General features: G+C 73.7%; 20 protein-coding genes and 1 pseudogene. 6 read left to right on the top strand and 15 right to left on the bottom strand.

Annotated elements, in window-relative coordinates; genetic code table 11:
• Positions 1 to 181: 181 nt before the first annotated feature.
• Both ABZ490_RS18230 and ABZ490_RS18225 read right to left on the bottom strand, forming a co-directional pair.
• Entirely contained in the window at positions 182 to 949 is a 768-nt protein-coding gene (locus tag ABZ490_RS18230; RefSeq protein ID WP_358990757.1) for a polysaccharide deacetylase family protein, read from the bottom strand.
• Entirely contained in the window at positions 946 to 1,902 is a 957-nt protein-coding gene (locus ABZ490_RS18225) for a polysaccharide deacetylase family protein (RefSeq protein WP_358990754.1), read from the bottom strand. The genes ABZ490_RS18230 and ABZ490_RS18225 overlap by 4 nt, the downstream gene beginning before the upstream one ends.
• A 153-nt stretch (positions 1,903 to 2,055) precedes the next feature.
• On the opposite strand from ABZ490_RS18225, the gene ABZ490_RS18220 reads away from it, so the two are divergent.
• Positions 2,056 to 3,225 (top strand): methyltransferase domain-containing protein, encoded by a 1,170-nt coding sequence (locus tag ABZ490_RS18220; RefSeq protein ID WP_358990751.1) that lies wholly within the window; start codon positions 2,056 to 2,058, stop codon positions 3,223 to 3,225.
• A gap of 6 nt (positions 3,226 to 3,231) precedes the next feature.
• Here the strand turns inward: ABZ490_RS18220 and ABZ490_RS18215 are convergent, their stop codons facing one another.
• The 6 genes from ABZ490_RS18215 to ABZ490_RS18190 all read right to left on the bottom strand — a co-directional run bounded on the left by ABZ490_RS18215 (position 3,232) and on the right by ABZ490_RS18190 (position 11,117).
• Positions 3,232 to 5,271 carry a cell wall-binding repeat-containing protein gene (locus tag ABZ490_RS18215; RefSeq protein WP_358990954.1) on the bottom strand — a complete coding sequence of 680 codons (2,040 nt, stop codon included), beginning with the start codon at positions 5,269 to 5,271 and terminating at the stop codon, positions 3,232 to 3,234.
• 94 nt (positions 5,272 to 5,365) lie between these two features.
• Positions 5,366 to 6,628 (bottom strand): sigma-70 family RNA polymerase sigma factor, encoded by a 1,263-nt coding sequence (locus tag ABZ490_RS18210; protein WP_358990748.1) that lies wholly within the window; start codon positions 6,626 to 6,628, stop codon positions 5,366 to 5,368.
• Between the two features lie 47 nt (positions 6,629 to 6,675).
• On the bottom strand, positions 6,676 to 7,032 hold the full coding sequence (locus tag ABZ490_RS18205; protein WP_358990745.1) for a YciI family protein: 357 nt from the start codon (positions 7,030 to 7,032) through the stop codon (positions 6,676 to 6,678).
• A 458-nt stretch (positions 7,033 to 7,490) separates the two neighbouring features.
• Positions 7,491 to 8,546 (bottom strand): LCP family protein, encoded by a 1,056-nt coding sequence (locus tag ABZ490_RS18200; RefSeq protein ID WP_358990743.1) that lies wholly within the window; start codon positions 8,544 to 8,546, stop codon positions 7,491 to 7,493.
• A gap of 83 nt (positions 8,547 to 8,629) precedes the next feature.
• Positions 8,630 to 9,985 carry an endo-1,4-beta-xylanase gene (locus ABZ490_RS18195; protein ID WP_358990740.1) on the bottom strand — a complete coding sequence of 452 codons (1,356 nt, stop codon included), beginning with the start codon at positions 9,983 to 9,985 and terminating at the stop codon, positions 8,630 to 8,632.
• 82 nt (positions 9,986 to 10,067) lie between these two features.
• Positions 10,068 to 11,117, bottom strand: a complete 1,050-nt coding sequence (locus tag ABZ490_RS18190; protein ID WP_358990737.1) for a LacI family DNA-binding transcriptional regulator — start codon at positions 11,115 to 11,117, stop codon at positions 10,068 to 10,070.
• 128 nt (positions 11,118 to 11,245) lie between these two features.
• On the opposite strand from ABZ490_RS18190, the gene ABZ490_RS18185 reads away from it, so the two are divergent.
• The 3 genes from ABZ490_RS18185 to ABZ490_RS18175 all read left to right on the top strand — a co-directional run bounded on the left by ABZ490_RS18185 (position 11,246) and on the right by ABZ490_RS18175 (position 16,104).
• Positions 11,246 to 13,552, top strand: coding sequence for a glycoside hydrolase family 3 N-terminal domain-containing protein (locus ABZ490_RS18185; protein WP_358990734.1), 2,307 nt, complete (start codon positions 11,246 to 11,248; stop codon positions 13,550 to 13,552).
• Between the two features lie 78 nt (positions 13,553 to 13,630).
• On the top strand, positions 13,631 to 15,166 hold the full coding sequence (locus tag ABZ490_RS18180; RefSeq protein WP_358990730.1) for a M48 family metallopeptidase: 1,536 nt from the start codon (positions 13,631 to 13,633) through the stop codon (positions 15,164 to 15,166).
• Positions 15,163 to 16,104 (top strand): hypothetical protein, encoded by a 942-nt coding sequence (locus ABZ490_RS18175; RefSeq protein ID WP_358990727.1) that lies wholly within the window; start codon positions 15,163 to 15,165, stop codon positions 16,102 to 16,104. Before ABZ490_RS18180 ends, ABZ490_RS18175 begins: the two co-directional genes overlap by 4 nt.
• A gap of 658 nt (positions 16,105 to 16,762) precedes the next feature.
• On the opposite strand, the pseudogene ABZ490_RS18170 reads toward ABZ490_RS18175, so the two are convergent.
• The 4 genes and pseudogenes from ABZ490_RS18170 to tsaB all read right to left on the bottom strand — a co-directional run.
• A pseudogene (locus ABZ490_RS18170) lies at positions 16,763 to 17,011 on the bottom strand (hypothetical protein); the annotation flags it as partial.
• A complete protein-coding gene (gene tsaD, locus ABZ490_RS18165) occupies positions 17,008 to 18,105 on the bottom strand; it encodes a tRNA (adenosine(37)-N6)-threonylcarbamoyltransferase complex transferase subunit TsaD (RefSeq protein WP_358990724.1) in 1,098 nt (365 codons plus the stop codon). The pseudogene ABZ490_RS18170 and the gene tsaD, both read right to left, overlap by 4 nt.
• Positions 18,098 to 18,643, bottom strand: a complete 546-nt coding sequence (rimI, locus tag ABZ490_RS18160) for a ribosomal protein S18-alanine N-acetyltransferase (protein WP_358990721.1) — start codon at positions 18,641 to 18,643, stop codon at positions 18,098 to 18,100. Before rimI ends, tsaD begins: the two co-directional genes overlap by 8 nt.
• Complete coding sequence (gene tsaB, locus ABZ490_RS18155; RefSeq protein WP_358990718.1) at positions 18,640 to 19,293, bottom strand: tRNA (adenosine(37)-N6)-threonylcarbamoyltransferase complex dimerization subunit type 1 TsaB; 654 nt, start codon at positions 19,291 to 19,293, stop codon at positions 18,640 to 18,642. Before tsaB ends, rimI begins: the two co-directional genes overlap by 4 nt.
• Positions 19,294 to 19,416: 123 nt before the next feature.
• Here tsaB and ABZ490_RS18150 point away from each other — a divergent pair, with 123 nt between their 5' ends.
• The gene (locus ABZ490_RS18150) at positions 19,417 to 19,968 is read left to right on the top strand and encodes a hypothetical protein (RefSeq protein ID WP_358990715.1); all 552 of its coding nucleotides are present in this window, start codon (positions 19,417 to 19,419) and stop codon (positions 19,966 to 19,968) included.
• Between the two features lie 175 nt (positions 19,969 to 20,143).
• Positions 20,144 to 20,326 carry a hypothetical protein gene (locus tag ABZ490_RS18145; protein ID WP_358990713.1) on the top strand — a complete coding sequence of 61 codons (183 nt, stop codon included), beginning with the start codon at positions 20,144 to 20,146 and terminating at the stop codon, positions 20,324 to 20,326.
• Positions 20,327 to 20,329: 3 nt separating this feature from the next.
• Here ABZ490_RS18145 and tsaE read toward each other — a convergent pair whose 3' ends face one another.
• From tsaE to alr, 3 genes are all read right to left on the bottom strand, one after another.
• On the bottom strand, positions 20,330 to 20,842 hold the full coding sequence (tsaE, locus tag ABZ490_RS18140; protein ID WP_358990710.1) for a tRNA (adenosine(37)-N6)-threonylcarbamoyltransferase complex ATPase subunit type 1 TsaE: 513 nt from the start codon (positions 20,840 to 20,842) through the stop codon (positions 20,330 to 20,332).
• Entirely contained in the window at positions 20,808 to 22,064 is a 1,257-nt protein-coding gene (locus ABZ490_RS18135) for an alpha/beta hydrolase (RefSeq protein WP_358990707.1), read from the bottom strand. The genes tsaE and ABZ490_RS18135 overlap by 35 nt, the downstream gene beginning before the upstream one ends.
• An 84-nt stretch (positions 22,065 to 22,148) precedes the next feature.
• Positions 22,149 to 23,315 carry an alanine racemase gene (gene alr / locus ABZ490_RS18130; RefSeq protein WP_358990704.1) on the bottom strand — a complete coding sequence of 389 codons (1,167 nt, stop codon included), beginning with the start codon at positions 23,313 to 23,315 and terminating at the stop codon, positions 22,149 to 22,151.
• Positions 23,316 to 23,333 lie beyond the last annotated feature (18 nt).

Below are 23,333 nucleotides of genomic sequence, written 5' to 3'. Positions count from 1 at the left end.
GTTAACTGTCTGAGGTGGCGACCAGGTGGATCCGTCGTCGCGGGTGCCGGACCTGCCCGTCGCGTTGTTGGCACTCTCCAGTGGGGAGTGCCAGAGCCGAGACTATGACCGCGATTAGCACTCGGTCAAGCGGACTGCTAATCCCGTGGCGCGTCGGCCGATTTGCCCGGGCCGATTCGCCCTACAGGTAGTCCTCCAGTTTCCCCACCGTCAGGCCCCGCTCCCGCAGCACCCGCAGCAGTTCCGTGGTGCGTTCGCGCAGGCTGGGGTCGGTGGACTCGTCCGGGTCCAGGGCGACGATGTCGCCGGGGCGCAGACCGGGGGTGCCGTGCGGGTAGGTGAGGCCGGCGGGGCCCATCGCGGCGCGCCAGAGGACGACGGCGGTGATGCCGCAGTCGGCGGCGGCGCGCAGGGTGGTGCTGTCGTACGCGCCGTAGGGCGGGCGGAACAAGCGGGGACGCAGGCCGAAGCGGGCGTGGAGTTTCTCCTGCTGGCCGCAGATCTCGGCGCGCTGGCCGGCGTACGGCAGTCCGCGCAGGGCCGCGTGGTCGAGGGTGTGGTTCTCCAGGGTGGCGCCGACCGAGCGCAGCCGGGCGAAGTGGCCGTAGCCGGGGCCGACCACGCTGTCGGTGAGGAACACGCTGACGGGGAGGCGGAGTTCGCGGACCAGGTCGATGAAGCGGGGGTCGCGTTCGGCACCGTCGTCGTAGGTGAGGAAGACGACCTTGTCGTGGGTGGGGACGTGGTCGACGACCGGGGGGAGCGGCTGCTGGCCGGAGCGGCCCGCGCTGCCGGGGCTGCCGGGGCTGCCCGGGCCGTGGGAGAGGGGGCGCACCCGTTGGGCGGCCTTCTTGCCCAGGCGTTCGATCGGGTCGACGGACTGGGCGCAGCCGGTCAGCGCCGTCACCGCCAGCGCCAGCAGTACGGCGATCAGCCCCCGCGTCCTCACAGGTAGTCCTCCAGACGTGCCACCGCGTACCCCTGTGCGGTGACCTTGTTCAGGAACCGGCGGACCATGTCGGGCATGGTGCCCTTCCAGTCGCCCCGGCCGCGGAAGTGGCTCAGGACGATGTCGCCGGGGTGCAGGTCGCGGTCCCACTCTCGGTACTCCCAGTGGTCGACGAAGACCTCCTCGTCCCAGAGTGGGGCGTACGTCACCCCGCAGGACTTCGCGGCGATCAGCGTGTCGCGGTTGTAGTTGCCGTAGGGCGGCCGGAAGAGGACCGGGCGTCTGCCGTAGCGCTCGCCGAGCACCGTCTGCATGCCGCAGATCTCGTGCTTCTGCCGCCGGTAGGACAGGGCGGGCAGATAGGGGTGGTGGAGGGTGTGGTTGTTCAGGGTCACCCCGGCGGCCTGCATCTTCGTGAAGTACGGGTAGTCGTCGCTGATGAGGTAGTCGCTGAGGAAGGCGGTGTACGGGATCCTCAGCTCGCTCATCATCCGCAGGAACCGCGGGTCCTTCTCGGCGCCGTCGTCGATGGTGAGGAAGACGACCTTGTCCCGGGTGGGGACCGAGGTGAAGACGGGCGGGAGGCCGAGTTCCTCGTGGTCGCGCACCTCGAAGCCGTCCCGGGTGGTGATCCGGGGCTTCTTCGCGGGCGGGGGCGGCGGGGTGAGCGGGACCTGCCTGAGGCCCCAGCGCCGGGCCGCGGCGACCCGGGCCGCCTGCTCGGCGCGCAGCCGTTCCGCGTACGAGTGCAGCGCCCGGACCGGGGGTGCGGCCTGGCCGACCTGCAGCCCGGCCTGCTGTCCGGCCTGCTGTCCGGGGGCCGGGTCGCTGCCCTCGGGGTCGCCGCCCTCCCCGCAGCCCGCCACGATCGCGGTGAGAACCAGCAGCGCGATACCGCCCCGCAGCCTGACCCGAGAGGCGCTATTTTTATCGTTTTGTACGACAACTCCCATGGCGCCGGATCTTCCCAGCCCGGCCCCCGCGCCCCGCCCCGACACCGCCGCCGAGGCCCCACGGTCCCCCGGCCGGCCCACACCAGGACCGCCGGCCGGACAAGATCACCGGCCGACGCCGCACCACCCGCTCCCCTGACCGACAATGACCGAGTGACCGACCTCGCCCCCCTCCTCACCCCCGAAGGCCTCGCTCTGCTCGATGCCGTACGGGGGACCGCCCCCTCCGACGAACTCGCCGTCGCCACACGGCTGCGCCGTGAGCATCCCGCCGAGCTGGTGTCGGCGGCCCTCGGGCAGGCGCGGCTGCGGCAGCGGGCGGTGGTGAAGTTCGGGGCCGAGGACGCCGGGCGGATGTTCTTCACACCCGCCGGGGTGGAGCAGTCGACGCGGGCGAGTGTGGCGGCGTACCGGGCCGCACGCCTCAGGGAGCAGGGCGTGACCTCGGTGGCCGACCTGTGCTGCGGGATCGGCGGCGACGCGATCGCACTGGCCCGCGCGGGCATCCGGGTGCTGGCCGTGGACCGGGACCCGCTGACGGCGGCGGCCGCCCGGGCCAACGCCGAGGCGCTGGGACTCGCCGAGCTGATCGACGTACGGGAGGCCGATGTCACCGAGGTGGACACGAGCGGCTACGACGCCGTGTTCGTGGACCCGGCGCGGCGGGGCGGGCGCGGGCGGATCTTCGATCCCGAGGCCTACTCGCCGCCACTGTCCTGGGCGGTCGGCGCCGCGCTCGCCGCGCCCCGGGCCGCGCTGAAGATCGCGCCCGGCGTGCCGCACGAGGCGGTCCCGGCGGAGGCCGAGGCGGAATGGATCTCGGACGGCGGGGACGTGAAGGAGGCGGTGCTGTGGTTCGGCACCGCGCCGGGGGCCGTACGGGCGACGCTGCTGCCCGGGCCGCGCACCCTGCTCGGCACCGGTCTGCCGAACCCGGACGTACGGCCCCTCGGCCGCTATCTCTACGAGCCGGACGGCGCCGTCATCCGCGCCCATCTGGTCGCCGAGGTGGCCCGGGAGCTGGACGGCGGGCTGGTCGACGAGACCATCGCGTACATCACGGCCGACACCCTCCGCCCGACCCCGTACGCCACCGCCTACGAGATCACCGACCAGCTCCCGTTCAACGTGAAGAAGTTGAAGGCGCTGCTGCGGGAGCGGGGGGTGGGGATCCTGACCGTGAAGAAGCGCGGCTCGGCGGTGGAGCCGGAGGAGCTGCGCCGCAAGGTGCTGCCGAAGGGGCACGGGCCGCACGCGGTGACCGTGTTCCTCACCCGGGTGGCCGGGGCCCCGACGATGCTGCTCGGAGCCCCCGCCGCCTGAGGGCCGCTACTGCTTCTGACGCGTCCCGAGGTCGTCCAGGTGCGGGTCGGCGCCCGTCGGACCGGAGCGCGGCGGCAGCGCGTCGGCGCTCCCGGCACCCGCACCGGCGCTCAGCGCGGTCCGCGCGCCGGCCGGGACGATGCCGTTGTAGTACGGCCGGTAGTCGAAGTACCTGCTGCCCGCGCTGATCGAGGCGCCCACGGTGTTCAGCGCGCCCGTGGTGACCGAGCCGGTGGTGCCGAAGGCGGCCACCGAGCCGACGCTCGCGGACTCGCGCGCCAGATAGCTGTTGACCTCGCTCGACAGGGCGGGCCGGGACGTCCACAGCAGGGGGCCGAAGACGTTGAAGGCGCCGGCCGCCGAGGCGCCGTCCCGCCAGGTGCCGGTGTAGGTGAGGGCGGCCAGGTTCGGCGCGGTCCACCAGAACTTGGCGATGTTGACGGAGATCGCCGCGTCGTTGGCGCCCCCGATCGGGTAGTAGGTGTACGTCGACGGCCACCGCGAGTAGCTCGTGTGGGTGAGGGCGTACTTCGCCGCCGAGCCGACCGTGATGACCGTCGTCTTGTCGGGGTTCAGGCTGTTCAGGTACGCCTTCACCGACGCCGTCAGCTTGTTGCCCTGGGTGAGGACCACGCTGCCCGCGCTCGCGGTGCCGTCGGCGCCGGCCGCGGCGGCCGCCGAGAGGGCGGCGCGGACCTCGGAGCCGCCGGCCAGGAAGACGTACTTGGGGGCGGTGCTGACGGCCTTCGCGACGGCGACGGAGGTCGCGTAGCGGTCGGCGCCCGACAGCCGCTTGGGGACGTAGCCGAGGGTCTTGAGCTGCGTGGCGACCGTGCCGGTCAGGACGGACGTGCCGCCGACCAGGTAGACGGTCTTCCCCTTCGGCAGCATCCGCCCGAGTTCCTTCTTCACCGCGGCCGACAGCCCCGTCTTCGGGGTCATCAGCACCGGCCCGGCCTTCTTGCCGGCCAGGGCGGGCGCGGTGAGGGAGTAGGCGGCGTCGTCGCGGTTGACCAGGACGGCGGACCTGGCGTTCATCAGGCCCGGCACGCTCTGTCCGAGGGTGTTCCAGGTCCAGCGGGAGGAGGCGATGTTGGTGGCGTAGGCGTCGCTGCCCCACACCCGGACGGTGCTGTTCTTGCGCAGCGGCTGGTAGCCGGGGTTGTTGACCGAGGTGCTGCGCGAGGCGTCCGTGAGCGGGGTGAGCGTGCCGGTCGCCACGTCCACGGACGCGAGGGTGTGCACGTCGTCGCTGTTCGGCGAGGTGTGGGCGTCGAGGACGATCCGGGTGCCGGTGGGTGACCAGGACGGGTTGGCGTACCGGTTCGGGCCGGTGGTGAGCTGCTTGACGTCGGTGCCGTCGGCCTTCGCCGTGAAGAGCTGCGGGTTGCCGTCGGTGTCCTTGCGGACGAAGGCGAGCCTGGTGCCGTCCGGCGAGTAGGCGGGCTGCTCGGCGTCGGCCAGGACGCGCTTGACGGTCTGCGCGGTGCCGTCGAAGACGTACACACCGGGCGTGCCGGTGCAGCCGCCCGTGCGGCGCTCGAAGGCGAGCAGACCGCCCACGCTCACCGTCGGCTCGCTGTCGCAGACGGAGGCGGGTTCCTGGGCCGCCGTCAGCAGCGGGCGGGGCGCCCACGAGCCGTCGGAGGGGCCGTGGACGAGCTGGCCGCCGGTGGCGAAGACGACGTACCGGCCGCCCCACCAGAAGGCCAGGTCCTCGTACGGGGCGCTGGAGCGCACGCCCACCGCGCGAGGCAGGGTGATCTTCCCGCTGCCGCCGGCGCGGATGCTGGAGACCTGGCTCCCGGCGCTGACCAGCCGGCTGCCGTCGGGTGCCCAGGCGGGGTAGGAGTCCACGTTCGGGATCACGGTGCCCGCGCCGGTGGCCGGGTCGATCAGCAGTCCGCCGTCGTTGAGGATCCGTCCCTCGGTGCCGGGCCAGGGGCCCGCGTCGTCGGCGGCGGCACCCGGCGCGGTCGCCAGGGTGCCCACGGCGGCGAGCGCGGCCGCGGTGGCGAGCGCCGCGGCACGGCGGCGCGTGAACATTCTCAAGTTGTCGTCCCCCCAGGGATCACACGTCACAGCCGCTTCACAGCGGCTCGCACACTTTAGTGGTCAACTGGACGAGACAGGAACAGAGTTACGTTTCGCACCGGGCCGCCCGGGCCAGCAGCAGCTCCCGCTCCCGTTCGTTGCGGGCCAGGGCCGCCGCCCGCGTGAACTCGGCCCGCGCCTCCGCCGTGCGCCCGAGGCGCAGCAGCAGGTCGCCGCGGACGCTGGGCAGCAGGTGGTAGCCGCTCAGCGCGGGCTCGTCGGCGAGGGTGTCGACGATCTCCAGGGCGGGGCCCGGGCCGTCGGCCATGGAGACGGCGACCGCGCGGTTGAGTTCGACGACCGGGGACGGGGCGCGGGCGGCCAGCAGCGCGTAGAGGGTGGCGATGGCGGTCCAGTCGGTGTCCTCGTAGGTGAGGGCGTGGGCGTGGCAGGCGGCGATGGCGGCCTGGAGGGCGTACGGACCCGGGGCTCCGGCGGAGGTGGCGTTCGCGCGGTCCAGGGCGGTGATGCCGCGGGCGATGAGCATGCGGTTCCAGCGGCGCCGGTTCTGGTCCTTCAGGAGGACGGGGGTGCCGTCGGGGGCGGTGCGGGCGGCGGTGCGGGCGGCCTGGAACTCCAGCAGGGAGACCAGTCCGTGCACCTCGGGCTCCTTGGGCATCAGCGCGGCGAGCTGCCGGGCGAGCCGCAGGGCGTCCTCGCACAGCGCCGGGCGCAGCCAGTCGTCGCCCGCGGTGGCCGCGTAGCCCTCGTTGAAGATCAGGTAGATGACGTCGAGGACCGAGCCGAGCCGGGCCTCGCGGTCGGGGCCGTACGGCACCTCGAAGGCGACGTTCCTGGTGGCGAGGGTCCGCTTGGCCCGGACGACGCGCTGGGCGACGGTGGGCTCGGGGACCAGGTAGGCGCGGGCGATCTCGGCCGTGGTCAGACCACCGAGGAGGCGCAGGGTGAGGGCGGTGCGGGCCTCCGGGGACAGCACCGGGTGGCAGGTGGTGAAGACGAGCCGGAGCAGGTCGTCGTCGATGGCGTCCGGGTCCTGCGGTTCCTGCGGCGGGGGCGTGTCCTCCAGGGTGCGGCCGATCTCCTGGAGCTTGCGGGCGTAGTTCTCCCGGCGGCGGACCAGGTCGACGGCGCGGTGCCGGGCGGCGGCGGTGAGCCAGGCGCCGGGCCGGTCCGGGACGCCGTCGCGGGGCCACTGCTCCAGTGCGGCGACCAGGGCGTCCTGCGCGAGTTCCTCGGCGATGCCGACGTCCCGGACGACCCGGGTGACGGCGGCGACGACCCGGGGGAACTCCAGGCGGAAGACGGTCTCGATGGCGGTCCGGGGGTCGGTGGCGGGTTGTGGTTCCACAACCCACCATCGAACACCCTGGCCGCGGGTCCGCACAGCGGACGGGCTCATCCCTCGGCGATCTCCCGCACCTCGCAGGTGACGGTCCAGAACTCCTCGTGCACCTTCAGGAACCGGGTGGCCCACTCGATGGCCTCGGCGCGGTCCTTGCACTGCATGATCGCGTACCCGCCGACGACCTCCTTGGCCTCGGTGAACGGCCCGTCGGTGACGGAGATCCGCCCGCCCTCCCAGTGCACCCGGGTGCCCTGCGCGGAGGGCAGCAGCCCGGCGGTGTCGAGCATGACGCCGGCCTTGGTGACCTCCTCGATCAGCTCGCCCATCCGCTGCATCAGCTCGGGGCTGGGGCCCTCGGCGGGGGCGGAGTTCTCGTCGATCTTCACGAGCGACAGGTAACGGGGCATGACGACTCCTCGTATCTCACGGCGACCGGTCCCTTCCCGGCCTCTCACCCCTGCGTCGAACGGGAGCCGACCGGATCGACACCCTCGCCGAATTTTTCCGGAGAATTCTCCGCGGCGCGCGTCGGCGCAGGTGGGAGGGGTCTCCGCGACAGCGCGACGGCGGCACCCGCCCCCACCGCCGACACGGCCGTGTACCCCTCGACGAGCCCCCGCGGCCGCCCGCGCCGTCCCGCGCCGCCACGACGGTCGCCGGCACTCCGAGCCCGACGGCCCCGCCGACCTGGCGGGAGCTGTCGAGCAGCCCGGAGGCCATACCGGTCTCCTCGGGCGCGACCCCCAGGAGGCCGGCGTCCACCGCGACGGTCGCCGCGAACGGCGCGATCCCCGGGGAGCGATCACCGTGCCCCGTGCGGTCCGACCCCGTGGGCCCGGCTGGCTCAAGACGGCCTCTCTCCGGCTCACTTCAGGGACTTCCAGAGCTTGCTCGCCGCCGGTTCCTCGGCGATCACCCTGTTGGGGTCGGAGGGGGCCGTGACCACCGGCATGGTGAGGGTTTTGACCTCGTCGGCCGTGAGGCCCTTCAGGCTCTGGCCGAGTTCCGTCAGTTCGGAGAGGGAGTTCAGACCGGTGTCGGTGGTGAGGCTGCCGGTGATCGCGTCGGCGACCCCGTACAGCTCGGTGGGGCTGGTCAGCAGGTTCGTGGAGGCGATCTGTTCCAGCAGGGCCTTCACCAGTTTCTGCTGGAGGCCGATGCGGCCGAGGTCGCTGCCGTCGCCTATGCCGTGCCGGGTGCGGGCGAGGGCGAGGGCCTGCTTGCCGTTCAGGTGGTGGGTGCCGGCCGCGAGGTGGAGGTGGCTGTCGTCGTCGTCGATGTCCTCGTCGGTGGTGACGGTGACCCCGCCGAGCGCGTTCACCAGCTTGGCGAAGCCGGAGAAGTCGACCTCGATGTAGTGGTCCATCCGGACGTTCGTGATCGACTCGACGGTCTTCACCGCGCAGACCGGCCCGCCCAGCGAGTAGGCGGAGTTGAACATCACGCCGTACGCCACCGCCGACGTACCGCCCGAGGACAGCGGGCAGGACGGGCGGGTGACGAGGGTGTCGCGCGGGATGCTGACCACGGTCGCGCTGGTGCGGCCCGCGTCGATGTGCACGACCATCGCCGTGTCGGAGCGGGCCCCGGAGCTGTCGCCGCCGCCGAGTTCCTGGTTCTCCTCGCCGCTGCGCGAGTCCGAGCCCAGGACGAGGATGTTGATCGCCTCGGTGGGCAGCGGGGAAGCGGACGCCGAGGCGGACGCGGTCGGGGTGGTGACCGACTTCGCCGGGCGGTTGTCGCCGAGCGCCTGGTCGATGTCGACGCTTCTGATGTTGTCGTTGAGGTGCCAGTAGGCCCAGCCCGCCGTCCCGATGCCCAGCACCAGGGCGGCGGCCAGGGTGAGGCCGGCGGCCCTCAGCACTGTGGACCGCCGGCCCGTTCTTCTGCCGTCTTCGCCGTGCTCCTCGTGTCGCGTCACGGGGAGGAACGTAAGTGCGGATTATTAGCGGACTGTTAGGACGGCGGGCCCGACCGGGATTTCTCGTGAAAATCTCACGATTCTCAGCCCAGCGTCACCGTCGGCACGGGATTGCTCCCGCTCCAGCTCGCGTTGAACCCGAAGCTCACCGAACCCCCGTCCGGCACGGTCCCGTTGTACGAGGCGTTCACACAGGACACGGCCGCCCCCGACTGGGTGCAGCCGGCGTTCCAGGCCTGGGTGATCTGCTGCCCGGCGCCGTACGTCCAGGTCACCTTCCAGGACGACAGCGAGGCACCCGAGCAGGAGATCGTCACGTTCCCGGTGAACCCGGTGTTCCACTGACTGCCCACGCTGTACGAAGCCGTGCACGCGCCGGTCGGCGGGGGCGTGCTCGTCCCGCCGAGCGCTTCCGCGATGCCGTAGTACGCCGGTTTCGGCGCGTAGTTCGCGTCGTACGGCGTCGCCGCGCCCTGCCCCGGGAAGGTGCTCTCCACCCAGGAGTCGGAGTCGGTGAAGCCCCAGACGGTGAGGTTCACACAGCGCGCGACCGCCACGCAGGCGGCGGTGACCGCCTTGTAGTCGGCCTTCTGCTGGGCGAGTTTGGCGCTGTCGGAGGGCAGGGTCATCCGGATGTCCAGCTCGGTGATCGCCACGTCCACGCCGAGGTCGGCGAAGCGCTGGATGTTCTGCTGGAAGGTCGCCGGGACCTGTCCGAGGATGAGGTGGGCCTGGAGGCCGACCCCGTCGATCGGGACGCCCCGGTCCTTGAGCGACTTGACCAGGTTGTAGAGGGCGGTCGACTTCGCGTTGACGCCCTCCACGTTGTAGTCGTTGATGTAGAGCTTCGCGGCCGGGTCGGCGGCCCGCGCCCAGGTCAGCGCGTTCGCGATGTAGTCGGCGCCGAGGCCGTTGTACCAGAGGGTCGAGCGGTAGGTGCCGTCCTCGTTGAAGGGCTCGTTGACGACGTCCCAGGCGGCGAGTTTCCCCTTGTAGCGGCCCACCTCGGTGCTGATGTGGTTCTGCAGCAGGGTGCTGAGCTGGGCGGAGGTCCAGCTGCCGTTCGTCAGCCAGCTCGGGTTCTGGCTGTGCCAGACCAGGGTGTGGCCGCGCACCTGCTGGTTGTGGGCCTGCGCGAACGCCACGATCTGGTCGGCCTCGGTCCAGTTGAAGGAGCCCTGGGTCGGCTCCACCGAGCCCCACTTCATGGCGTTGCCGGGGGTCAGCGAGGAGAACTGCGCCCCGGCGAGGTCCCCGTAGGTGCCGGTCAGCTTGGAGCCGGTGACCGCCGTGCCGACGACCTTGCCCTTGGCGGCGCCGAGGTCGCGCAGGGGCGTGTCGGCGGCCTGGGCGGCCGGGGCGGCGAGCAGCAGCGCGCAGCCCGCCACGAGCGATGTCACGAGGGAGGTCAGGGACAGGCCTGTTCTCAGAGATCTCATTGCGGGTGCCTCCGAAAGTTTCGGCCGTGCAACCGATTGACTTCGGAGGAGTGTGGAGGCGCCCACCACACCCGTCAATACGTCAACTTCCGGCCAGGGGCGGCGCCGCGGTGCTCGTCCGCACCACCAGACTCGTCGCCAGCTCCACCCGGGTCGCGGCCGGCGCCTCCTGCTCCGTGGACCGCCCCAGCTCCAGCACCAGCCGGGCGGCCGCCTCCGCCATCTCGGTCAGCGGCTGCCGTACGGTCGTCAGCGGCGGCCCCACCCAGCGGGCCACCGGCAGATCGTCGAAGCCGACCACGCTGACGTCCTCCGGGATCCGCAGTCCCAGCTCACGGGCGGCCTCGTAGACGCCGAGGGCCTGGAGGTCGTTGCCGGCGAAGACGGCGGTGGGCCGGTCGGGGCGGTCGAGCAGCTCACGGCCGAGCCGGTAGCCGGTCTCGTGGTGGAAGTCGCCGGTCTTGATCAGCGCCGGCTCGACCGGCAGCCCGGCGGTCTCCAGGGCGGCCCGGTAGCCGTCGATCCGGGCCCGGCTGCACATCATCTGCGGGGGCCCGCTGATCGCCCCGATCCGCCGGTGCCCCAGCTCCACCAGATGCCGGGTGGCGGCCAGCCCGCCCTGCCAGTTGGTGGCCCCGATCGACGGCACGTCCGCCCCCGGGTCGCCCGCCGGGTCCATCACCACGAACGGGATGGTGCGGCTGGTCAGCAGCGCCCGCTGGGACTCGTCGAGCCCGGACAGCACCAGCACCACCCCGTGCGGGCGGCGGGCGGCGACCTGGTCGGCCCAGGTCCGCCCGGGGGTGAGCCGGCCGGCGCTCTCGCTCAGCACGACGCTCAGCCCGGCGTCGCGCGCCACGTTCTCCACGCCCCGGATGACCTCCATCGCCCAGGCGCTCTCCAGCTCGTGGAAGACCAGGTCGATCAGGGGCGAACGGGTCGCCTCGGCCCGCCGTCGCCGGTAGCCGTGGGCGCGCAGCAGCTCCTCGACACGGGTGCGGGTCGCGGGGGCGACGTCGGCACGGCCGTTGAGGACCTTCGAAACAGTCGGGGCCGAGACACCGGCCTCGCGGGCGATCTCCGCGAGCGTGGCGGTCTGCGGGCGCGTTTCAGCGGGGTCGGAGCGTGTCATGGCGGCGATCGTATCCCCGCGCGGCCTCTTGACTAACCCCTCTCAGCACCATAGGTTCCCGGAACATTCGAAGTGTGTTACGAAACATTCGAATCCTTCGGGACAGGATCCCCCGGGACAGGAGTTTCATGACCACCGCCCCCTGGCGTGACCGCGCTCTGCCCGCCGCCGCCCGAGTCGACGACCTGCTCTCCCGGATGACCCTGGAGGAGAGGACCGCCCAGCTGTACGGCGTGTGGGTCGGCGCCGCGACGGACGGCGGGGGCGTCGCCCCGCACCAGCACGACATGACCGCCGACTACGCGTGGGACGACCTGATCACCCGGGGACTCGGCCAGCTCACCCGTCCCTTCGGCACCGCCCCCGTCGACCCGTCGACCGGCGCCCGCGCCCTGGCCGCCGCCCAGCGCCGGATCGCCGCGGCGGGCCGCTTCGGCATCCCGGCCCTCGCCCACGAGGAGTGCCTGGCCGGGTTCACCGCCTGGCGGGCCACCGCCTACCCGGTCCCACTGGCCTGGGGCGCCGCCTTCGACCCGCCGCTGGTCGAGGAGATGGGCCGGGCGATCGGCCGCGATCTGCGCGCGGTCGGCGTCCACCAGGGCCTGGCCCCCGTCCTGGACGTGGTCCGCGACCCGCGCTGGGGACGGGTCGAGGAGACGATCGGCGAGGACCCCTACCTGGTCGCCACCGTCGGCACGGCCTATGTCCGGGGCCTGGAGTCCGCCGGGGTCGTCGCCACCCTCAAGCACTTCGCCGGGTACGCCTCCTCCGCCGGCGCCCGCAATCTGGCCCCGGTGCGGGCGGGCACCCGCGAGTTCGCGGACGTCACCCTCCCCCCGTTCGAGATGGCGCTCCGCGAGGGCGGCGCCCGCTCGGTGATGGCCGCCTACACCGAACGCGACGGCGTCCCCGCCTCCGCCGACCCGGAGCTGCTGACCCGTCTGCTGCGCGAGGAGTGGGGGTTCACCGGCACGGTCGTCGCCGACTACTTCGGCATCGGCTTCCTCCAGACCCTGCACCGGGTCGCGGGCACCCCCGCCGAGACGGCGCACCTCGCGCTGGAGGCCGGCATCGATGTCGAGCTGCCCACGGTGAAGCACTACGGCGAGGCGCTGGTCGCGGCGGTCCGGGCGGGCGAGATCCCCGAGGAGCTGGTCGACCGGGCGGCCCGCCGGGTCCTGCTCCAGAAGTGCGAACTGGGACTGCTGGACGAGGACTGGCAGCCGGAGCACCCGGAGTCCGTGGACCTCGACCCGGCCCCGAACCGCGCGCTGGCCCGCCGGCTCGCGGAGGAGTCGGTGGTCCTGCTGGACAACCCCGCAGGGCTCCTCCCCCTCGCCCCCGACACCAGGATCGCGGTGGTCGGCCCGCGGGCGGCGGACGCCCTGGCGATGCTCGGCTGCTACTCCTTCCCCTCCCATGTCCTCCCCCACCACCCCGGGGTGGAGACCGGCATCGAGATCCCCACCCTGCTGGAGTCCCTGCGCACCGAACTCCCGGACGCCAAGGTGACGTTCACCGAGGGCTGCCCGGTCTCCGACCCCGACCCCTCCGGCTTCACCGAGGCCATCGCGCGCGCCTCCGAGGCGGACGTGTGCGTGGCGGTGCTCGGCGACCGGGCGGGCCTGTTCGGCCGGGGCACCTCCGGCGAGGGCTGCGACGTGGCCGACCTGACCCTGCCCGGCGTCCAGGGCGACCTGCTGGACGCGCTGGTCGCGACGGGCGTCCCCGTCGTCCTGGTCCTGCTCACCGGCCGCCCCTACGCGCTCGGCCGCTGGCACGGGCGGCTCGGCGCGGTCGTCCAGGCCTTCTTCCCGGGGGAGGAGGGCGGCCCGGCGGTGGCCGGCGTGCTGTCGGGCCGCCTCAACCCCTCCGGCCGTCTCCCGGTCAGCGTGCCGCGCCTGCCCGGCGGCCAGCCCTGGACCTACCTCCAGCCGCCGCTGGGCCTGGCGGGCGAGGTCAGCAGCCTGGACCCGACCCCGCTGTACCCCTTCGGCCACGGCCACTCGTACACCTCCTTCACCTGGGAGGACTTCACCGGCGGCCCGGAGAAGGAGATCGGCACGGACGGCTCGTACGACCTGTCCGTCACCGTCCGCAACACCGGTCCCCGGCCGGGCACCGAGGTCGTCCAGCTCTATCTGCACGACCCGGTGGCGAGCGTGACCCGCCCCGACGTACGGCTGATCGGCTACCAGCGGCTCGACCTCGCCGACGGCGAGTCCGCCCGGGTCACCTTCCGCTTCCACACCGACCTGTCCGCCTTCACCGACCGCGCGGGACGCCGGATCGTCGAACCGGGCGAGCTGGAACTGCGGCTGGGCACGTCCAGCGCGCTGGTGCGGGAGACGGCCCGGCTGCGGCTGACGGGCCCGGTGCGCGAGGCGGGGACGGACCGCCGGCTGCGGTGCGGGACGGAGGTCGTACGGAACTGAGGTGCCCCCGGTGGGTGCCCATGTGTCAGAATCCGCCGACCTCCTGCACCCAGGCGCGCGCGACGGGAACCCCCTCACATGGACACCCCCCTACCGGAACCTCCCCCGCGGCACACCGCCGCCCGGCAGTGGCTGCTGGCCGCCGCCCTGCTGACCGTCGCGCTGCTCCCCACGGCCGTCGCCTGCGCGGCCCTGCTCACCGTCTGTCTGCTCTGGGGCCCGGACTGGTCGGCGTTCACCCCCCTCGTGCTGTTCTGGTTCGGCATCACCGGCGCCGTCGCCCGGGACCGCGGCCCCCTGCCCGGCCGGGCCGTGCGCCCCGACGACGAACCCGCACTGGCCGCGCTCGTCCGGGACGTGGCCGACCGCCTTGGCTTCCGCGCGCCCCTCCTGGTCCGGATCGTCCCCGACGTCGAGGCGTTCCTGACCCGGGCCCGGGTCAGCGGGGTGCGCACCCACGTGCTCTTCCTGGGCCTGCCGCTGATCCGCACCCTCACGGAGGCCGAACTCGCCTCCGTCGTCGCCCATGAGCTGGCCCACCAGCGCCATGTGGAGAGCCGCCGCGCCACCCTCCTGCGGTACGCCCGCGCCCGCCTCGCCGACCGCCTGGACGCCCCCGTCCGCCCGCTGGCGCCCCTGGCCGCGCCCCTGCTGCGCGCCTCCCAGCCCGACTTCTGGCGGGCGGAGACGTCCGCCGACGCCGACGCGGCCCGGATCGCCGGCACCGACGCCACGGCGGCGGCCCTGCGGCGGACCGTCCGGCTGCACGCGGTCTTCGAGGGCCTCGGCGAACCCTGGCTGGCCGACCTCGCCGAACGGGACGCCTGGCCCGAGGACTTCTACGACGCCCTCGACGCCGCCCTCGCCGACCCGCACGTGGCCCACCGGGCCGCCCTCGCCGCCGCCGACGAGGACGCGGTCGACCCGTACGCGGCGGCCGACCACCCGCCCGAGCCGGTCCGCCTGGCCGCCCTGCCCGCGCTCCCGGGCACGGGAACGTACGGCGACAGCCCCGTCCCGCTGCGCGACGCACCGGAGATCGCCCGCTGGTGCGTCCAGCGCCTCACCCACCAGGACGGCCAGGGCGAGGACGACCTGGAGGCGGTACGGCTGCTCGACCTGCCCGCCGACGAACTGCGCGGCCTCGACGACGACCCCCGTACGGCCCTGCTGTTCAAGGCCACCGGGCACGACACCCCGGAGGCGGCGGCCGGCGCGGCCCTGGACACGTTCGCGGACGGCACCTGGCGAGGGCTGGCCCGCCGGCTGGAGCCCGGCCTGCGCCGGGTTCCCCGCGCCGCCCGCGCCCATCTGGCCCGCAGGGTCTGCGCGGCGGCGACGGCCGGAGCGCTGGCCGAGGTCCTCCAGACCGCCGGCTGGACCCCCGCCACCCGCTGGATGCACACGGTCCTGGCGTCCCCCGACGGCCGGACGGTGGACCTCACCGCACTGCTCGCCGAGGCCCTGACGACCGCGGACCCGACCGCCCCCCGCGCCCTCCTGCGGAGCGCGAAGGAGAACACGCAGGAGTACGCGAAGGAGAGCACGAAGGAGAGCACGAAGGAGAGCACGAAGGAGAGCACGAAGGAGAGCACGAAGGAGTCGCCCGCATGAGAACCCCCCTGCGCGCGGCCCTCCTCGGCATCGCCGTCACCCTGGCCGGATACGCCCTGTTCGCCGGCTGGCTCGGCCTGCACGCCGACGGCTACCTGGACGCCCGGGACCGGGCCACGGCCCGTGCCACCGGCGTGGTCGTCGAGGACGGCATCGGCGAGGACCTGGACATCCGCGTCCGCTGGACGGACGGCACGGGCGGCACCCATGTGCAGCGCTTCGGCGTCTACGACACCGACCGTTACGCCGAGGGCGCGGACTTCCGGGTCGCCTACGACCCCACCGCCGACGACCCCCGGGGCTTCCCGGCCGACCCGGACGAGACGGCCGAGGAGGACGATCTGATCGTCCCGGTCCTCCTGGGCGCCGCCGTGGCCCTGCCGCTGACCCTGGTCTGGCTCTGGCGGGGCCTGCGCTTCCGGCTGACCGCCCGCCGGCCCGGCCGCCCGGCGACGGCCCGGGTGCGCACCGGCACCCGCCGGGCGGCCTGGCGCGCGTCGCGGGGGACCTGGCTGGAACTGACGGGCCCCGAGGGGCGTACCCGCTGGCAGCGGGTGATGTGGCACCCGGCCCTGCACGAGGCGCCGGCCGAGCTCCCGGTCACCGCGCACGGCACCGGCCGCCGCACCGTCGTGACCCTGCCCGACGGGACCCGTCTGGTCCCCCTGGGCCGGCTGCGCGACCATCCGCCGAGCGGCGCCGTCCTCGACGACGACGCGATGCGCACCGACCTCCGCGACGCCTTCGTCCTCCCGCCCGGCACCACGGCCGCACCCCCCTGGCACGAGGCGGCCGCCTCCGCCGGGCTGGGCGCCCTCCTCGGCCTCGTCCTGGGCGTGGTCATGACCGGCCCGAGCCCGACCGGCACCCTGGCCGCCGTCCTGGCCTGCACGACCCTGACGACCTCGGTATGGCTCCTGTCGGCGCCGCAGCCGTAAGCCGCCCGCTCCGCAGCACAACCGCACCCCCCAGACACGAGGCGGCCACCTCCGCCGGACCGCGCGTGGTCATGACCGGCCCGAGCCCGACCGGCACCCCGACCGCCGTCCTCGCCTGCACGACCCTGACAACCTCCGTGTGGCTCCTGTCGGCACCACAGCCGTAAGCCGCCCGCTCCGCAGCACAACCGCACCCCCCAGACACGAGGCGGCCGCCTCCGCCGGACCGCGCGTGGTCATGACGGGCCCGAGCCCGACCGGCACCCCGGCCGCCATCCTCGCCTGCACGACCCTGACAACCTCCGTGTGGCTCCTGTCGGCGCCGCAGCCGTAAGACCCGTCAGCCGTCCGTCCGTTCGGCGCCCGTCCGTTCGGCGCCCGTGGCGAAGAAGCGCTCTACGTACTCCCCCGGCGGGAGAGTGCTCTCGCGCATGAGGGAGAAGACCTCCGTGCCCTCGCCGGGGGCCGCGCCGAGCGTGTAGAACTCGGCGAAACGGACGTACGCGACGCCGTCCAGGCCCTCGCAGTACTCGGCCGCCTCGGCCTCCGCGCGGGCGACGGCCTCGTCGGGGGAGCCCGCGGTCCACAGGGTGACGCGCTCCTCGTACACACCGAGGGGGCCGTGGCGGAAGACACAGCGGACGGCGTACCAGGACCGCTCGACGGGGGTGAAGCGCCAGCGGTGGACCGGACGGGTCACCAGGTCGGGCGCCGGGTCGGGGAGTTCGGGGAGTACGTCGTCGTACGCCGCGTCCCACCAGGTGATGACGAGGACCCGGTCCTGCGGGGCGCGGAAGGTCTCACGGCGCAGGGGGCGTTCGTCGAGGGTGCGGCCCTCGGCCCAGGCGAGCAGGTCGGCGCCCCGCCCCTGGACCGCCCGGGCCTCCCACATCAGCGCGACCGTCATGAGTAGAGGTTGTCCTTGGCGACCTCGTGCACATGGTCGTGGCTGTGCTCGCGGCCGGGGACATGAGGGTCCGTCACCGGGAGGGAGGAGTCCGCCGACAGGTCCCAGCCCGATGCCGCACGGCCCCGGGCGACCATCTCCGCGCCGAGCGCGGCGACCATCGCGCCGTTGTCCGTGCACAGCTTGGGGCGCGGCACCCGCAGCCGGATGCCCGCCTTCTCGCAGCGCTCCTGGGCCAGGACCCGCAGCCGCGAGTTGGCGGCGACGCCGCCGCCGATCATCAGGTGGTCGACGCCCTCGTCCTTGCAGGCCCGTACGGCCTTGCGGGTCAGGACGTCCACGACCGCCTCCTGGAAGGAGGCCGCCACGTCCCGCACCGGCACCTCCTCGCCGGCCGCCCGCCTCGCCTCGATCCAGCGGGCGACGGCCGTCTTCAGGCCGGAGAAGGAGAAGTCGTACGCCGGGTCGCGCGGCCCGGTCAGCCCGCGCGGGAAGGCGATGGCCTTCGGGTCGCCCTCGCGGGCGTAGCGGTCGATGACCGGCCCGCCGGGGAAGCCCAGGTTCAGCACGCGCGCGATCTTGTCGAAGGCCTCGCCCGCGGCGTCGTCGATGGTGGCGCCCATCGGACGGACGTCGGAGGTGATGTCGGAGGACAGCAGCAGCGAGGAGTGGCCGCCGGAGACCAGCAGCGCCATCGTCGGCTCGGGCAGCGGGCCGTGCTCCAGCTGGTCGACGCAGATGTGCGAGGCGAGGTGGTTGACGCCGTAGAGGGGCTTGCCGAGGGCGTAGGCGTACGTCTTCGCCGCCGAGACGCCGACCAGCAGCGCGCCGGCCAGGCCGGGACCCGCGGTGACGGCGATGCCGTCGAGGTCCTTCGCGCTGACGCCCGCCTCCTTCAGCGCCCGGTCGATGGTGGGGACCATCGCCTCCAGGTGGGCGCGGGAGGCCACCTCGGGGACGACCCCGCCGAAGCGGGCGTGCTCGTCGACGCTGGAGGCGATGGCGTCCGCCAGCAGGGTGGTGCCCCGGACGATGCCGACGCCGGTCTCGTCGCAGGAGGTCTCGATGCCGAGGACGAGGGGTTCGTCAGCCATGGGTGTCGGTTCCTTGGTCGTCTTCTTCTGGGCGCAGGGACGCCGCTTCTTGGCGCAGGGAGGCCGCCGGGTCGGTCAGGCGCATCACGAGGGCGTCCACGTTGCCGGGCTGGTAGTAGCCGCGCCGGAAGCCGATCGCCTCGAAGCCGAAGCGTTCGTAGAGCTTCTGCGCCCGGACGTTGTCGACCCGGCACTCCAGCATCACCTCGGCGCAGTCGAAGGCGGTCGCCGCCCTCAGCAGCTCGGTGAGCAGCCGGCCGCCGAGGCCGGTGCCCCACTGCTCGCGGGCGACGGCGATCGTCTGGACGTCGGCGAGGTCTCCGGCGGAGGCGAGCCCGGCGTACCCGACGACCCGTCCGTCCTGTTCGGCGACGAGATAGCGGCGGGTCGCCTCGGCGCCCCGGGCGTGCGCCAGCTCGGACCAGAACATGCCCCGGGACCAGGCGTCCTCGGGGAAGAGGTCCTTCTCCAGTTCCAGCACGGAATCGATGTCCCACCAGCGCATCTCGCGCAGGCGCGGAGTCACGGCGTCGGTCACTTGGGGGTGACCACCTTGTAGTTCTTGGGGACCTGGGCGTCCGGCCGGCGCAGATACAGCGGGCGCGGGGCGGGCAGCTCCTCGCCGGCCGCCAGCCGTTCGGCGGCCAGGGAGGCCAGGGCCGCCGCCGAGACGTGCTCCGGCTCGTGCGCGTGCGGGAAGGTGTCCGGGTACAGCAGCGCGCCCGCGCCGACGGCCGGGAGTCCGGCGATCCGGTCGGCGATGTCGGCGGGCCGGTCCACGGCGGGTTCCGTGACCCGGGTGCGGGAGTCGTCGTAGCGCGCCCAGTAGACCTCCTTGCGCCGGGCGTCGGTCGCCACGACGAAGGGGCCTTCGAGGTCGGAGGCGTACGCGAGCCCGTCGAGGGTGCACAGCCCGTGCACCGGGACGCCGAGCGCGAGCCCGAAGGTGTCGGCGGTCATCAGCCCGACGCGCAGCCCGGTGTAGGGGCCGGGGCCGACCCCGACGACGATCGCCGTGACGGCGTCCAGGGCGCGCCCCGCCTCGGCGAGCAGTCGGTCGACGGCCGGCAGCAGCAGCTCGCCGTGCCGGCGGGCGTCCACCTGACTGGAGGAGGCGATGACGTCCGTGCCGTCGTGGAGCGCGACGGTGACGGCGGGGGTGGCGGTATCCAGAGCGAGCAAGAGCACGCAAACAGCCTACGGCTCCCGGGCGCCTGTGTCGGATGTCCGGGCGGAGCCCGCGGGGACTGCTACGGTCGCCGGGAAACACGACATACAACAATTTTTCCGATAAGGGTGAGGTGGTCTCCGGTGGCCGTCAGCAGCTCGACCCTCGTCGCCGGGCTCACGGCGGCGGCCGTGGCGACGGTCGGGTTCCTCGCCTACCAGGCCTCCGCGAACGTGCCCCCGGGCCTCGGCGCGTCCGCCGCCCCGGCCACCCCCGCCGCCGCCCGCAAGGCGCCGCGCGACCGGACGCACCCCACCGCGCTGCCCGGGAACTCGGGCACGGGCCGGCGGGTCGTGTACTCGCTGGACGACGACCGGGTGTGGCTGGTCGGCATGGCGGGCAACGTCGAGCGCACGTTCCGGGTCACGGGGGGCCGGGTCGACCCGCCGCCCGGCGGCTACGCGGTGACGTCCCGCTCGGGCGCGGTCACCGGCACCGACGGCACGCCGGTGGAGCACGTCGTCCGGTTCGCCTCGGTGGACGGTGTGGTCATCGGCTTCAGCGCGGCGGTGAAGGCCACGCCCCCGGCGCCGGACGCGACGGTGCGCACGGGCGGGATCCGGCAGACCCGGGCGGACGGGGACGCGATGTGGGACTTCGCGACGATCGGGCAGCGGGTCGTCGTGATCCGGTGACGTGATGCGGTGACGTGATGCGGTGACGTGATGCGGTGACGTCGTCCGGTGACCCGGCGTGAAGGTTTCCGACAACCGGTCGGCAAAATGTTGCGTACGGCCTCTTGTGCGTGGTCACATGGTATCCCAGGGCTGGTTAGGTGTACCTAACCAGCCCCTGTCTCCGGGAGGTGCCATGCCGGCCGACGAGCCCCAGACCACCGAGGTCCGGCCGCCACGGCCGTTCACGCTCGCCGGGGTGTCCATGCGCGAGCTGCTCTCGTCGTGCGCCGCGGCCGAGGCCGTCTCGACACCCCCGCGCCTGCCCGACCACCCGGCCACCACGGGAAAGCCCGCCGAGCACCCCCGGGCGGCGTGACCCTCAGGCCGCGAGCACGCTCAGATCGGTGGCCGCCCAGCGGGTGCCCAGCCCGGTGACGGTCACCTGGCGCACCTCGTCCGTGGTGTCGCCGACGGCCCGGTGGATGCGGACCTGGAGCCGCTCGTCGGTCAGCTCCTCGACCTTGCCCTCGCCCCACTCCACGACGATCACGGACTCGGGCAGGGACACGTCGAGGTCGAGGTCCTCCATCTCGTCGAGCCCGCCGCCGAGGCGGTAGGCGTCGACGTGGACGAGCGGCGGGCCGTCCCTGAGGGAGGGGTGGACGCGGGCGATCACGAAGGTCGGCGAGGTCACCGCCCCGCGCACCCCGAGGCCCTCCCCCAGCCCCCGGGTGAGGGTCGTCTTGCCCGCGCCGAGCTCCCCGCTGAGCATCGCGAGGTCGCCGGCCCGCAGCAGCTCGGCCAGTCGGCGGCCCAGCTCCCGCATCTGCTCGGGGGAGGTGACGGTCAGCTCGATCTCAGCCGGGTTGCGCGGTGCCGCTGGTGCTTCCATAGCCCCCCACGGTAGCCCCTGCCGGAACGGCACCCGCGCGGGTGAGGAGGTCCGCGAGGCGGTCGGTGACCACTTCCGGGTGTTCCAGCATCACGAGGTGCCCGGCGTCCGGGACGAGCACCAGCTCGGCGTCGGGCAGCAGGTCGGCGATCGCCTCGCTGTGCTCGCTGGGCGTCACCAGGTCCCCGATACCGGCCAGGACGAGCACCGGCATCCCGGTGAACAGCCCGAGCGCCTCGGTCTTGTCGTGATCGGTGAAGGCCGGGTAGAACTCGGCGACGACATCGATCGGCGTCCCCTCGATCATCCGCTCGGCGAACCGGGCGACGGCCGGGTCGACGTCCTTCGAGGCGAACGAGTACCGCTTGATGATCCCCGCGAACAGATCGGCGGTGGCCCGCCGCCCCTTCTCCACCAGCGCGGCCTGCTGCCCGAGCGCCTTGAGCACCCCGGGGAGCACCCGCCGTACGGCGTTGACCCCGGCGACCGGCAGTCCGAAGTTGACCTCGCCGAGCCGCCCGGAGGAGGTCCCGACGAAGGCGGTGGCGACGACCCGCTCGCGCAGGAACTCCGGGTACTGCGCGGCCAGCGCCATCACGGTCATCCCGCCCATGGAGTGCCCGACCAGCACGATCGGCCCCTCGGGCACGGCCGCGTCGATCACGGCCCGCAGATCGCGCCCGAGCTGGTCGATGGTGAGGGGTTCGCCGTCCCGGAGCTGGGCCGCCCCGCGCGCGGACCGCCCGTGGCTGCGCTGGTCCCAGTGCACGGTCCGGACGACCCCGCGCAGCGCCGCCCGCTGGAAGTGCCAGGAGTCCTGGGTCAGGCAGTAGCCGTGGCTGAAGACGACGGTGACCGGGAGGGGCGCCTTGCGCCCGAACAGCCGGCGCCGCCGCCCCGCGGGCCCGCCCTGCGGCTCGACGTCGTCGACCTCGTAGTACAGCTCGGTGCCGTCGTCCGCGATCGCCTTGCCGGGCGTGCCGCGCAGCCCGCCGTACGGCCCCGCCGAGTCCAGGGCGAGCCGGGCCTTGGCCCGCATCCCGCGCCCCACGGTCATCCGCTCGATGGCGACCCCGGCCGCGGCGCCCGCGGCGATCACACCTATCGCGGCGCCGGCGATGCCGGTCGCCCGGCGCCAGCCCCCGGCCGCCCCCGTGGCGGAGACGACGGCGACGGCCGCCGAGGCGGCGTCCGCCACTGCCTCCGCACTGCTCTCGCTCACGTACCGCTCCTCCAGTCCACAAGGTGCCCGCAGCCGGTGTCACGGCTGCCGAGGAAATGTCCTACCCGCGGGTTACCCGCTTCGTCACTCGTTCACATAGACGCGGGGAACGCGTGCTCCGATGCGCGTGACGATTTCGTACCCGATGGTTCCGGCCGCCTGCGCCCAGTCCTCGGCGGTGGGTTCGCCGCGATCGCCCGGACCGAACAGCACGGCCTCCGCCCCGGCGCCCGGCTCGTCCCCGCCGAGGTCGACGACGAACTGGTCCATGGCGATCCGCCCGGCGACCGTGCGCCACTTGCCGGCGACCAGGACGGGTCCGGTGCCGGAGGCGTGCCGGGGGATGCCGTCGGCGTACCCCAGCGGCACCAGCCCGAGGGTGGTCGTGCCGGGGGTCACGTAGTGGTGCCCGTAACTGACGCCGTGTCCGCCCGGCACCTGCTTGACCAGCGCCAGCGAGGCGGCCAGCGTCATCACCGGGCGCAGCCCCAGGTCGGCGGCCGAGCCGAGCTGCGGGCCGGGCGACAGGCCGTACATCGCGACGCCGGGACGGACCAGGTCGAAGTGGCTCTCGGGGACGGTGAGCGTGGCCGGCGAGTTGGCGATGTGCCGCACCTCGGGCCGTACGCCGCGCGCCTCGGCGTACGCGGTCATCTCCCGGAACAGGCCGAGTTGGGCGGCGACGGACGGGTGCCCGGGCTCGTCGGCGCAGGCGAAGTGCGACCACAGCCCGGTGATCCGCAGCAGCCCGCCCTCCTCGGCCTCCAGGGCGGCGGCCACGAGCCGCGCCCAGTCCTCGCCCGGCTGGCAGCCGTTGCGGCCGAGCCCGGTGTCGGCCTTGAGCTGCACCCGCGCGGGCCGGCCCGCGGCGTGCGCGGCGAGCACGACCTCCTCCAGGGCCCACAACCCGCTCACGGAGACGTCGAGATCGGCCTCCACGGCCTCCCGCCAGGGCCCTCCGGGCGTCCAGAGCCAGCACATGATCCTGACGTCGGCCGGCAGGTGCCCGGACCGGCGCAGGGCGAGCGCCTCCTCGGGGGTGGCGGTCCCCACCCAGCCGGCCCCCGCCTCCACGGCGGCGCGGGCACAGGCGAGGGCGCCGTGCCCGTACCCGTCGGCCTTGACCACCGCCATGAACGCGGCCCCCGGCGCCTTGGCGCGCAGGGTCCGCACATTGGCCCGCAGCGCGCCCAGATCTATCTCGGCACGGGCGCGCGGCGGGGCGGAAGGGGTCATGGCGTTCTCACTCATCGCCGCCCAGTGTCTCAG

It is taken from the genome of Streptomyces sp. NPDC005811 (assembly GCF_040630405.1).
Taxonomy (GTDB): domain Bacteria; phylum Actinomycetota; class Actinomycetes; order Streptomycetales; family Streptomycetaceae; genus Streptomyces.
The sequence above is the reverse complement of the archived record's forward strand: the minus strand, read 5'-3'. Positions and strand labels throughout refer to the sequence as shown.